Source organism: Mesorhizobium sp. WSM4310, assembly GCF_007003935.1.
Taxonomy (GTDB): domain Bacteria; phylum Pseudomonadota; class Alphaproteobacteria; order Rhizobiales; family Rhizobiaceae; genus Mesorhizobium.
The window spans coordinates 35046-47751 of record NZ_VFTA01000003.1 but is presented as its reverse complement, the minus strand read 5'-3'; the positions used below and the strand labels follow the sequence as shown (position 1 = coordinate 47751).

The window sequence follows — 12706 nt, the reverse complement described above, 5'->3', positions numbered from 1 at the left end:
TAATGCAGCCTTGCTTAGTGAAGTCTGGGGTTCGCGCCCTGGCCCTTGTCGTCGATGACGAGGCCGCGGTGGAAGCGATCGAGGGTGAACGGCGCGTTGAAATCGTGTGGCTCATCCTTGGCGATGGTCCAGGCAAAGGTCCAGCCGGAGGCCGGCGTCGCCTTGAAGCCGCCATAGCACCAGCCGCAGTTGAGATACATGCCGGGCAGGGGACCGGTTGTGATGATCGGCGAGCCGTCCATCGACATGTCGCAGACACCGCCCCACGAACGCAGCATGCGCACACGCGCAAGGCCCGGAAACAGTGCCAGCATCTCGCTCATCACCTCGTCGACGATGGGCAAGTTGCCGCGCTGCGCGTAGCTGTTGTAGCCGTCGATATCGCCGCCATAGACAAGGCCGCCCTTGTCGGACTGCGACATGTAGAAATGGCCCATGCCGAAGGTCACGACCGTGTCGATGAAGGGCTTTAGCGATTCCGTCACGAAAGCCTGCAGCACATGGCTCTCGATCGGCATCGTTTCGACGCCGGCCAACCGCATGACGCGTCCGGTGCTGCCGGCCACGGCGACCGCCACCTTCCTGGCCCTGATGTCGCCGCGCGACGTGGTGACGCCGATGACGCGATCGCCATCGCGCAGGAAGCCGGTGACCTCGCAATTCTCGATGATGTCGACGCCGCGCCGGTCGGCGCCGCGCGCATAACCCCAGGCCACCGCATCGTGACGGGCGGTGCCGGCGCGCCGCTGCATCAGGCCGCCGACCACCGGAAAACGTGCATCGCTGGAGATATCGAGCGCCGGGATCAGGCGTTTGATCTGCGCCGGCGTCATCAGTTCGGCATCGACGCCGAGATGGCGCATGGCATTGCCGCGCCTGGCATAGTCGTCGAACTGCGCCGGCGTGTGCGCCAGGTTCAGGCAGCCGCGCTGCGAGAACATGACGTTGTAATTGAGTTCGTGCGACAGGCCTTCCCACAGCTTCATCGAATGTTCGTAAAAGCGGGTGTTGGCGGGCAGCAGATAGTTCGAGCGCACCGCCGTGGTGTTGCGGCCGACATTGCCGGAGCCGAGCCAGCCCTTTTCCAGCACTGCGACGTTGGTGATTCCGTGCTCCTTGGCCAGATAATAGGCGGTCGCCAGCCCGTGACCGCCGCCACCAATGATGATGACGTCATAGGAAGCCTTCGGGTCCGGCTTGCGCCAGGCCGGCTTCCAGTCCTTGTTTCCCTTGAGCGCGTTCGCGAGCAGCGAAAAGGCCGAGTACTCTGCCATCATTGTCATCCGGTTCGGGCGATGCGGCAGACTATAGAGCAGGCTGCATCCGCAAAGCCAATATTGCGCCATGGCCTTTCGACTGGCCGACGCTCGGATCGCGATCGGATCGCCATCGGATGCGACGGCTTGCCCCACGATATGGCCGTCTTTATCAAGGACAGGCTTTTTAAATGCCTTTGCCGCCGTGAGTCGCCTATAGTCATGCTTTTGAGATTGCTTCGCCTCATTTTGGTTTTCACGCTGGTCATTTCGGCGTCGCCTTCGTTCGAGGCGATGGCGCAGGCGCTTGGCCAGGGTTCCATCGGCCTGGTCACTGATCAGCAGAAAGTCATCCAGGGCCTGACGGCCAAGACCGACGATCTCGAGAAGAAAATCCAGCAGGACGCCGAGGACGATGCCTCGCTCGTGGATATCCGTCTGCAACTTGAGGATCTGTCGCGAGCGGCACTGACCAGTGCGCTGGCGTTTCGCTCGCGCCTCACCGACATCAACAATCGCATCGAGGTGCTCGGCCCGCCGCCGGCAGCGGGCCAGCCGCAGGAGCCCGACATCGTGACCGGCGAGCGCCAGGCGCTGGCGTCGGAAAAGGCCGAGATCAACTCGGTCGTCGCCAGCGCGCAGAACCTGTCGATCCGCATCAGCGGGCTGGTCGACAAGATCGGCAACATGCGCAGCGCGCTGTTCCGCAACCTTTTGACCAAGCGCTACGTGCTGTCGGACGCGCTGAGCCCGCAGGTCTTCTCCGACGCCCAGGAGGAATACGCCAACTTTTACAAGGCGGTGTCGTCCTGGCTGAGCTTCGCGTTCAAGTTCAAGTTCCAGGCCATCCTGGCGGCAACCTTCGTGGCGCTCGGCCTGGCGCTGGTGCTGCTGGTCGGTGGCCGGCGGCTGTTCGGGCGGGTGTTCGAGGCCGATCCCGCCAACGAGGCCCCGTCCTATCTCAGCCGCTTGTCGGTGGCCTTCTGGTCTACCATGCTGCCGACCCTGGCGGTCGGCGTATTCCTCGCCTCCACGGTGTTCTTTTTCAATTATTACAATGTGTTGCGCGGCGACATCGGAGTCTTTCTGAATGCCCTGGCAACCGCCATCGGGGTGATCTTCTGCGTCAACCGGCTGACCAATGCCGCGCTTGAGCCGCAACTGCCGAACTGGCGCCTCATCCCGGTCGAAACCGGCGCGGCGCGCTGGCTGGTGCGCCTGTCCACCGCCATGGCGGTCGTCATCAGCGTCAACACCTTCCTGTCTGTCGTCAACGACAAGATGGGCTCGCCGCTGTCGCTGACCATCGCGCGCAGTTTCGTCGCCACCATCGTCGTCGGCATCATCCTGATCCTGATGGCCATGCTGCGACCGTTCAGGGCACGCGACGGAAGCTGGCGGCCCTGGCCGGCATGGCTGCGCTATCTGGCGCTGGCGCTTGGACTGTTCACCATCATCGCCGCGCTGCTTGGCTATATCGGCCTTGCCCTGTTCGTCTCGCTGCAGGTCGTGGTCACCGGCACGGCGCTGATCACCGCCTATATCGGCTTCCTGTCGGCGCGGGCGATCGGCGAGGAAGGGGCGTTCGCCAACACCACGGTCGGGCGCTGGCTATCGACCCATTCCAGCTACGAGGACACGGCACTCGATCAGCTCGGCCTCGTCGTCAGTGTTGCCATCAACCTGTTGATAGTGCTGGTTTTCCTGCCGCTTATCCTGCTGATGTGGGGGTTCCAGCCCGGCGACATCCAGGCCTGGGCCTACAAGCTGGCGACCGGGATCAATATCGGTTCCGTGACGATTTCGGTCACCGGCATCCTTTCGGGCATCGTCGTCTTCATCATCGGCTATTTCCTGACGCGATGGTTCCAGGGCTGGCTCGACGGCTCGGTGATGGCGCGCGGCAAGGTCGATACCGGCGTGCGCAACTCGATCCGGCTGGCCGTCGGCTATGCCGGCGTGGCGCTGGCGGGGCTGGTCGGCATATCGGCGGCGGGCATTGATCTTTCCAGCCTCGCTCTGGTCGCCGGTGCCCTTTCCCTGGGTATCGGTTTCGGCCTGCAGAATGTCGTCTCCAACTTCGTCTCCGGCCTGATCCTTTTGGCCGAGCGGCCGTTCAAGGTCGGCGACTGGATCGTCGCCGGCGACGTCAGCGGCACGGTCAAGAAGATCAGCGTGCGCGCCACCGAGATCGAGACTTTCCAACGGCAGTCGGTGATCCTGCCCAATTCAAACCTGATCAACAACGCCGTCGGCAACTGGACGCACCGCAACAAGCTCGGCCGTGTCGAGATCAAGGTCGGCGTCGCCTATGGCAGCGACGTCAAGCAGGTGCATGCCATGCTGCTGGAAATCGCGCGCAGCCATGCGATGGTGCTTAAGAACCCGGAGCCCTTCGTGCTGTTTTCCAATTTCGGCGCGGCCGCGCTGGAGTTCGAAATCCGCGTGTTCCTGGCCGATATCATGAACGGCAGCGTCGTGCAGAACGACATTCGTTTTGCCGTGCTGGAGACATTCAACGACCAGCATATCGAGATCCCGTCGACGCCGCGCGCTGTCGTCGAGGTGAACAAGCCCAAGGCCTGGCCAACCGACGACGACAAGATCGAGGCCGACTTCGCCGAACAGGAACAGGCGAAGGTGGAAGCCGCGGCCGAAGCGAAAAGGCTCGCCAAATCCGGACGCAAGACGCGCAAGCCCGATCCCAGCTAGGGTCGGTTCCCGTCAGCGCGTTGCCGCCCCGCATCATATCGTGCCGGCCAGCGAAAATGACAGGGTCGGGCGTATGATTGCGGACAGGCCAAAACCAATTGCGGCATGAATGCGGCATTCAGTTGCGGTTCAGCTTCCATCTCATATAAGCTCCCATGCAAAGGGCGAAAATGCCTTGCGAAATGCAACAGAGGCGGTGGGAACACCGATATTGCAACATGTGGAAGTCTCTCGTCGCTGCCGTGGCCTTGCTTGCCGTGAGCGGCTCGGCCCATGCCGCCAGCGCGGTCAACAAGGACGCCGAGACCCGCACGCTGGTCGTGACGGAAGGCGGCAGCAAGACCGAGCTTGCGCTGGCCGGTGGTGAAACCGTCGAATTCTGCCAGAACGGCTGCTTCGTCACCTTGCCGAACGGTGACCTTGAAGCCCTGACCGGCTCGGAAACCGTCGAAATCTCGGGCGGCGTCGCCCGCATCAAGTAACCCAGGCGCCATGATTGGAAAGGCCGGGCATTTGCTCGGCCTTTTATCGTTTCCGGTAGCTGTTGTTTAACAATGACGCCGGAAATACCGCCGCGGCAGCCGCCTGCAACCAGGCGTTTTAACGTTCGCTGCGCCATACCCCTCTATACCAGCGTCAAGACGCCGAAAAGCGGCGCTCAACGGGTTTCCGGCGTTCCGGATCATAGGCTGGCAGGGCAGGACGGGCATGGACGCGCGGTCGGACAGGAACGCAATACCGCTTGCGGTCGATCTCGACGGCACGCTGATCGCGACCGACCTGTTGTGGGAAGGCATGTTCCTCCTCCTCAAGAAGAACCCGCTCTATATCTTCCTGGTGCCGTTCTGGGCCGCCGCCGGGCCGGCGCGGCTGAAGCAGGCGATCGCACAGCGCATCGATATCGACCCCGCGACGCTGCCCTATCGCGCGCCGCTGCTCGACCGGCTGCGCGCCGAGCACGGCGAAGGCCGCAAGATCGTGCTGGCGACCGGTACGCCGCGCAAATTCGCCGACGCCATATCGGCCCATCTCGGCATTTTCGACCGTGTGCTGGCGACCGACGGCCTCGACAATCTCACCTCCGGCAAGAAGCGCGCCTCGCTGATATCAGCCTATGGCGATGGCGGCTTCGACTATGCAGGCAACAGCCGCCATGATCTCCAGGTCTTCGACGCCGCGCGCAATGCAATCGTCGTCGCGCCCGACCGTCATGCGGCGCGCTGGCAGGCAGCGCATGGCGCCGAAACCATGCCGGCGCCAAGGCCGACCTTGCGGACCATCATCAAGATGCTGCGCGTGCATCAGTGGCTGAAGAATTCGCTGATCGCCGTGCCGATGGTGCTGTCGCACGAATATTTCAACACCAACATGATCTGGGAATGCCTGCTGGCGTTCGTCTCGTTCAGCGCGGTAGCGTCGGCGATCTATATCCTCAACGATTTCTTCGATCTGGCGCTCGACCGCAAGCATGTCACCAAGTGCAACAGGCCGTTCGCCAGCGGTGCGCTGTCGATCCCGTTCGGTCTGGGCGCCATCGCGGTGCTGCTGACGATCGGCGTCGGTACCGGGCTGTTCCTGTCGCCTGAATTCCTGGCCGTGCTTGGCGGTTACATGGTCGTCACGACGGCCTATTCGCTATCGTTCAAGCGCATGCTGCTGGTCGATGTGCTGACGCTTGCCGGCCTCTACACGATCCGAGTGATCGCCGGTGCGGCCGCGACCGGCGTCGCCGTCTCGTTCTGGCTGCTCGCCTTTTCGATCTTCTTCTTCCTGTCGCTGGCGCTGGTGAAACGCTTCGTCGAACTGCGCACAACCGCCATTCCGCCCGGCGAACGCATTGCCGGGCGCGGTTATCGCACGGAAGACCAGGAGATCGTCGCCCAGGCCGGCATGGCCTCCGCCTTCTCCTCGGCGCTGGTTCTGGCGCTCTACATGGACAGTGTCGCGGTGCGCGAGCTTTACCCGCATCCGTGGCTGATCTGGCCGCTGCCGCCCATCGTGCTTTACCTCACCATGCGCGTCTGGATCCTGGCGCGCCGCGACGAGATGAATGACGACCCGGTCGTCTTCATCATCCGTGACTGGCGCAGCCAGATCGTGGTGCTGATCGGCGCTGTGCTGCTGGTCATCGGGGGTTGGTAGGCATGGCCGAACGCTTTCGGAGCTTTGGCCTTGCCACGCCGCCGGCGCCGCGTGCGATCCACGCCGACGATGCCATCGCGCTGCTGAAGGGTGGCCAGGCGAAGGAAGCCTCGCTGCTTGCCTATGGCAACGGGCGTTCCTACGGCGATTCCTGCCAGAACCAGGCCGGCACGGTCGTCGATATGCGGACGCTGAACCACATCCGCGCCTTCAACGCCGAGACGGGCGTGCTCGAAGCGGATGCCGGTGTGCTGCTGTCCGATATTATCGCGCACGCCGCACCTTACGGTTTCTTCCCGGCGGTGGTTCCGGGCACGCAGTTCGTCACGCTCGGCGGCGCCATTGCCAATGACGTGCACGGCAAGAACCACCATCGGCGCGGCACGTTCGGCTGCCATGTCGAAAGCTTCACGCTGCTGCGGTCCGATCGAAAGACCTATCGCTGCTCGGCCACCGACAATCCGCGCCTGTTCCGGGCCACCATCGGTGGCATGGGTCTTACCGGCCTGATGCTCTCGGCCTCGATCCGGCTGATGCGGGTGCCTTCGCTCGACATCGTCGAGAAGACGACGCCGTTTCGTGATCTCGGCGAATTCTTCGATCTGGCCGAGGCGGCCGACCAGGCCAATGAATATGCGGTGGCCTGGATCGACCAGCTCGCCGGCGGCCGCAACAGCGGGCGTGGGCTGCTGTTCACCGGCAACCATGCCGAGCACGGCCCGCATGCGGCCTCGCGCGCCGGCGGCAATCTTTCCGTGCCGTTCCAGCCGCCCTTCAATGTGCTCAACCGGCCGTTCCTGACTGCTTTCAACGCCGCCTACCGGTGGAATAAAAGTCGCGCGACCGCGCCGCGTCAGACCGGCTACCACGGTTTTTTCTTTCCGCTCGACGGTGTGCGCGACTGGAACCGGCTCTATGGTCCCAATGGGCTGTTCCAGCACCAGAGCGTGGTGCCGGAGGAGGCGGCGCGCAGCGTCGTGCCGGAATTGCTCGCGGCGGCCCGGCGAGCAGGCCAAGGATCTTTCCTCACCGTGCTGAAGCGCTTCGGTTCGATCCGCTCGCCGGCGCTGCTGTCGTTCCCGCGCCCCGGCTACACGCTGACGCTGGATTTCCCCAACAAGGGAGCGGCGACGCTTGCTTTGCTTGGCGACCTCGACCGCATCACGGTCGCGGCCGGCGGGGCGGTCAATCCCTACAAGGATGCGCGCATGGGCGCGGCAATCTTTGCTGCTTCCTTCGCGGACTGGCCGAGGCTGGAAGCGCTGCGCGATCCTGCCTTCATGTCCGATTTCTGGGCGCGCACGGCCGGCGGCATCGACCTGCGGCGGCGCGGCGTGGAGGCTGCCGAATAGATAAAAATGGAATGAATCGTGGTTATCGAACGGTTAATCGCAAGATTTACTCAAAACAGTCTTGTGAGTTCACGAAATCTTTTCGGATTTGTATTAGTGGAAATCACGGGGTTGGCGCGCGAGCATGAAATATATCGTCTTTATTCTCTTTACGGTCATGACCAATGCCGCTGCGCAGCTTATGCTGAAGCAAGGCATGATGTCGCTTGGCCCGATCTCGTTCGAGGCCGTCAATCCGCTCGTCAAGCTGCTGCAGATCGTCTTTAGCCCCTGGGTGTTCCTCGGGCTCTGCACCTTCGTGATTTCCATGGCTTCGCACCTCTATGTGCTGTCCAAGGTCGAGCTTTCCTTTGCCTATCCCTTCCTCAGCCTCGCCTATGTCGCCGTCGCCATCTTCGCCTATTTCGTCTTTCGCGAGGACCTCAATGGCTGGCGCATCGCCGGCATCGCTTTCATCTGCGTCGGCACGGTGCTGATCGCGCAAAGCGGGCGAGGGCATGAGGACCAGACCGCTTCCATCACGCCCGACAAGATCCCTGCAAACGAGACCGTTCGATGAGACATGTGATTTTCGGCGGTGACGGCTTTGTCGGCCGCCACCTTGCGCCCAAGTTCGTGGCGGATGGCGAAGAGGTCATCGTCGCCGACATCGCCAGGAGCGACCTTGCGCACTACCGCAATGTCCGGTTCGTCCAATGCGACGTCACCGATCCGGCGTCGGTCGCCGCCGTCGGGCTCAAGGCCGACGACATGGTCTACAATCTGTCGGCCAAGATGCTGTCGCCGATCCAGGTGCGCGCCAAACGGCGCGACTTCTTCTTCCCGGTGAATTTCCACGGCACCGAGCACATCATACAGGCCATGGACAAGGCTGGTGCGTCCAGGCTCGTCCACTACACGACGGACATGATCTACGGCCACACCGTCACCCAGCCGATGACCGAGGAGCACCCCGTCACGCCGCTCGGCGAATATGGCTGGTCGAAGCAGAAGACCGAGGAACTCGCCGCCGAATGGCGCAGTCGCGGCATGTCGATCTCGCTGTTCCGGCCGCGCCTGATCATCGGCCCAGGCCGGCTCGGCATCCTCGAAAAACTGTTCAAGCTGATCGACTGGAACCTTCCAGTGCCAATGATCGGCTCCGGCAGGAACCCCTATCAGTTCATTTCTGTTTTCGATTGCGCGGAAGCTGCCCGCGCGGCCTGGAAGGCCGGCGTGCCCAATGAGGCCTATAATCTCGGCTCGCTCAACCCGCCGCCGGTGAAGAAATTGCTCGGCGATCTCATCCGCCATGCCGGCTCGAAGTCGATGCTGCTGCCGACGCCCGGCTGGGCGGTCAAGCGCACGCTCGACCTGCTCGATCTCGTAAACATGCCGATCATGGATCCCGAACAATATCTGATCGCCGACGAGGAATGCGTGCTCGACGTGTCCAAGGCCGAGCGTCAGCTCGGCTGGGTGCCGCAATATCGCGACGAGGACATGCTGATCGCCGCCTACAGCGAATACCGCGCCAAGAAGGGCGGGCCTGCTGTCGCCACCAAACATGTGCCCGCCGAATAGCGGTCGCGCCAAGCAATTCATGGCGCACGACGCCGGTCGTAGCGCGGACAGGAGATTGAAATGACCGTCATGGCCAAGCCCGAACAGACGAATGCGGGCACCATGGTGAGCGCGCCGGCACTGTCGCCCGCAGCAATAGCCAAGCCCGACCTGATCAGTGTCGAGCAGGCCAAGGCGATGGATGTCGCCCGCATGACCGACCTGTTCAAGGCGCATCTCAATCCTGGCCAGCTGCACTTCATGAAGCTGCTCGGCTTCCACAGAATCAAGATCGAGCGTGCCGAAGGCATGTTCTACATCAATCAGAATGGCCGCAAGATCCTCGACTTCTTCGGCGGCTTCGGTTCGCTGGCCTTCGGCCACAACCATCCGCGTATCCTGGACGCACGCAAAAAATTCCAGGAGGAGAAGCGCCAGGAAATCGCCATCGCCTTCATGTCGCAATATGCGGCAGCGCTCGCGCACAACCTCGCCAAATGCTCGCCCGGCGATCTCGACATGGTGTTCCTGGGTTCGTCCGGCTCGGAGGCGATGGAAGCGGCGGTGAAGCTTGCCGAACGCGCTGCCGGCCCGAAACGGCCGAAAATCGTCTATGCCGAGAATTCCTTCCACGGCAAGACCAAGGGCGTGCTCGGCATCACCGACGGCCAGCTCTACCGCGCCGATTTCAAGGTGGCCGACAATACAGTGCGCATTCCCTTCGGCGACATCGAGGCGGTCGAGAGCCTGTTTCGTTCGGATCCGGAGGTTGGCGTCATCGTGCTCGAAACCATCCAGGGCGGCGGCGGCATCATCCAGGCAGAGGCGCAATACTGGCAGAAGCTGCGCGCGCTCTGCGATCAGTATGGGGTGCTGTGGGTCGCAGACGAAGTGCAGTGCGGCTATGGCCGCTCGGGCCGCTTCTATGCCTTCGAACATTACGGCGTCGTGCCTGACGTGACGGCGCTGGCCAAGTCGCTCGGCGGCGGCAAGGCGGCTGTCGGCGCGATGATCGCCAGGCGCGACGTTTACATGAAGGCCTATGGCACGCCGAAAACGGCGATGATCCATGCCATGGCAACCTTTGGCGGCATGGGCGAGGCCTGCGTCACCTCGATCGAGGCGCTCAACGTGCTTTATGACGAGAGGCTGATCGACAACGCCGCGGTCACCGGCGACTATCTGCTGCAGCGACTGCAGGCGCTCAAGGAAAAGTACCCGAAGATCATCAAGGACGTGCGCGGCAAAGGCCTTATGGTCGGCCTGGAGTTCCACGATTTCTCGCAGACCTTGCCGATGGTGCTGCGCCCGGTGGTCAGCATGCTCGACGACAAGCTGAAGGGCTCGCTGTCAGGCTTTGTCGGCGCGCTGCTGCTGCGCGACTACGACGTGCTCGTCGCCTTTACCGAATACAACCGCAACGTCATCCGACTCGAGCCACCGCTGATCTGCCAGCGCGAGCATGTCGACCACTTCGCCGATGCCTTCGACAGCCTGCTGTCGCGCGGCATCGTGTCTATCGTGAAGGACTTCGTCAAAAGCCAGGTCCGTTAGAAGAGAGTCCGTTGAGCACAAAAAGATGCTGACCAAGTCTCCCGCTGCGAAAAACCCGCTGGACCGGCTCACCGAGACCGGTCTGGCGTGGGGTGAGGGGACCTATGCGCGCTTCGCCGCACCCATCGGCGCGGCGGCCTTCGCGCTCTACATCCTTCTGACGGCATTCACGGCGTGGGTGATGCCCGATGCCAATTGGGACATGCTGCCCTACCTTGCCATCGCCGAGGAGGGCACCTATCCCGACGCGCAGGCGTTGCATGAGTATGCCTACAGCACCGTCAAGGCGGGCGTGTCGGCGGGTGACTACAAGGCGCTGACCGATGATGGCGGCGGCTTCCGCAGCCACATGACGGAGAATGCCGGCGACTTTCATTCGCTGCTCGGCATGTACCGGATAAAATTCCTCTATGCCGAGATCCTGTCGACGCTGAGCGCGGTGATGTCGCCGGTCGAGGTGATGCGGCTGGTACAGGTGTTTTCGGTGCTGCTGTTCGGCGCGATCGCGCTGCTCTGGCTGTACAGGGACAAGGCCCTGGCCTTGGCGCCGGTGATCGGCGCGGTGCTGATCATGGCTGATTTCGGCGATGCGGCGCGCGCTTCGACGGCGGACCTGCTGACGTCGGCGCTGCTGCTCGGCGGGCTCTACGCCTATGTCAGAGGCCGCGAGGCGGCGACGGCGATCCTGCTCTTCCTCGCCTTCATGGTGCGGCCGGACAATATTGTTTTCCTTGGCATATTCGTGGTGCTGCTGGTCGCCTTCCGGCAGAAGGCGTGGGGCGCGCTGGCCGGCTTTGCGGCGTCCTTCATCGCCTATTTCGCCATTTCGCACTGGGCCCAGCATCCTGGCTGGTGGCCGCATCTGTGGTTCTCGAGCATCGAGCAGCACTACAATATGGACAGGTTCGAGCCGGCGTTCTCGGTCGCTGCCTATCTCAGGGCGTTCGCGACATCGCTGCTGCGCGCCGTCAATTTGAACAGCTGGGTCGGCGTTTCGGTGCTGGCACTGGCCGGCTGTTTTGCCACCAGCCGCGCCGGTTTTCGGCTCGACCGGCGTGCAGGCATCCTGTTCGCCGCGCTGGTGCTGGGTGCGCTGGCCAAGTTCACGGTCTTTCCGATCCATGACACGCGTATCTATTTCCCACATCTGATCCCGCCCTTCCTGCTGCTGGCAACGCCGTTCATGGCGCTGTGGGCAGCATCGGTCCGCGGCCAGCATCGCGCGGCCTTGCACGTCATTCCGGGAGACAAGCTATGAGTTCGCTATCCAGCCTGGCGCGCGTCGCCTTGTCGCTCGGCCTTCCCTCGGGCCTGCTCGATCGCGGGCCGTCGCTGCGCGGCACGAAATTCCTGGCGAAGGCGGGGCTGAAAGCGCGCTTCGGCGGGGCAGGGCAGCCGTTCCAGATGGTCAATGTCGGCGCCTGCGACGGCGCGCTGTTCGACGATGTGACGCCGTGGCTGCACAGGATTGCCGGCGCCCGCGCCATGCTGGTCGAGCCGATCCCGTACAACCAGAAACGCCTGCGCGCCAACTATCCCGATACGAAGCGCTTCATCATCGAGCCGGTGGCGGTGACAAGGACCAGGGGCACGATCACCGTCCACACGTTCGATGCCGCGGCGCTCGAGGCCGGCACGCTGCCGATCGAGTTTATCGGCTGCTCCTCGGTCACCGACACCAATCTGATGTCGGGCAAGAACGCCTGGGGCGAGGCCGACGCCAATTTCAACAAGTTCGCACCGCACCTCAGGGATATCGAGGTGCCGTCGGAAACGCTGCAGACGCTGCTCGACCGCAACGACATCAGCCATATCGATGCCTTCCTCGTCGATTGCGAGGGTGCGGACTGGATCGTCTTCGAACAGCTTGATCTGAAACGCTACCGTCCGGGGATGATCAAGATCGAGGTCGGCGCGTTGCCGGCCACCGAGATTGGTCAGGTCGTGGTCAAGCTGAAGACAGCGGGCTACCAGGTCGGTTTCCAGGCCGAGGACGTCTGGGCCTTCGCCTGACGGCTGGCGTTTTCACGGGGTCGCGCCGCACCCGCAGCGTGTCGCAAACAGGCGGTAGCGCCGTGCCTGTCGTCTGCATATTGTGCGCCGATCAAACGGGCGCCGACGCTGCCCGCAATAGCATCTGGAGTCGCG

At 63.0% G+C, this 12706-nt stretch carries 10 protein-coding genes; 9 read left to right on the top strand and 1 reads right to left on the bottom strand.

Features of this window, described 5'->3' with window-relative positions:
• Nucleotides 1-14 precede the first annotated feature (14 nt).
• A complete protein-coding gene (locus tag FJV80_RS05090) occupies nt 15-1274 on the bottom strand; it encodes a sarcosine oxidase subunit beta (protein WP_095791069.1) in 1260 nt (419 codons plus the stop codon).
• A gap of 204 nt (nt 1275-1478) precedes the next feature.
• Here FJV80_RS05090 and FJV80_RS05085 point away from each other — a divergent pair, with 204 nt between their 5' ends.
• The 9 genes from FJV80_RS05085 (at nt 1479) to FJV80_RS05045 (ending at nt 12571) form a co-directional block, all read left to right on the top strand.
• Entirely contained in the window at nt 1479-3968 is a 2490-nt protein-coding gene (locus tag FJV80_RS05085) for a mechanosensitive ion channel family protein (RefSeq protein ID WP_142875720.1), read from the top strand.
• Nucleotides 3969-4186: 218 nt separating this feature from the next.
• Nucleotides 4187-4450 (top strand): hypothetical protein, encoded by a 264-nt coding sequence (locus tag FJV80_RS05080; protein WP_027145877.1) that lies wholly within the window; start codon nt 4187-4189, stop codon nt 4448-4450.
• A 226-nt stretch (nt 4451-4676) separates the two neighbouring features.
• Entirely contained in the window at nt 4677-6110 is a 1434-nt protein-coding gene (locus FJV80_RS05075) for a UbiA family prenyltransferase (protein WP_142875719.1), read from the top strand.
• 2 nt (nt 6111-6112) lie between these two features.
• Nucleotides 6113-7462 carry an FAD-binding oxidoreductase gene (locus tag FJV80_RS05070; RefSeq protein WP_142875718.1) on the top strand — a complete coding sequence of 450 codons (1350 nt, stop codon included), beginning with the start codon at nt 6113-6115 and terminating at the stop codon, nt 7460-7462.
• A 124-nt stretch (nt 7463-7586) separates the two neighbouring features.
• Nucleotides 7587-8021, top strand: a complete 435-nt coding sequence (locus FJV80_RS05065; RefSeq protein WP_095772965.1) for an EamA family transporter — start codon at nt 7587-7589, stop codon at nt 8019-8021.
• Complete coding sequence (locus tag FJV80_RS05060) at nt 8018-9025, top strand: NAD(P)-dependent oxidoreductase (RefSeq protein WP_142875717.1); 1008 nt, start codon at nt 8018-8020, stop codon at nt 9023-9025. Before FJV80_RS05065 ends, FJV80_RS05060 begins: the two co-directional genes overlap by 4 nt.
• 102 nt (nt 9026-9127) lie before the next feature.
• Nucleotides 9128-10558, top strand: coding sequence for an aspartate aminotransferase family protein (locus FJV80_RS05055; protein WP_185975142.1), 1431 nt, complete (start codon nt 9128-9130; stop codon nt 10556-10558).
• Between the two features lie 25 nt (nt 10559-10583).
• The gene (locus tag FJV80_RS05050) at nt 10584-11816 is read left to right on the top strand and encodes a DUF2029 domain-containing protein (RefSeq protein ID WP_142875715.1); all 1233 of its coding nucleotides are present in this window, start codon (nt 10584-10586) and stop codon (nt 11814-11816) included.
• Complete coding sequence (locus FJV80_RS05045; protein ID WP_142875714.1) at nt 11813-12571, top strand: FkbM family methyltransferase; 759 nt, start codon at nt 11813-11815, stop codon at nt 12569-12571. The genes FJV80_RS05050 and FJV80_RS05045 overlap by 4 nt, the downstream gene beginning before the upstream one ends.
• Nucleotides 12572-12706 lie beyond the last annotated feature (135 nt).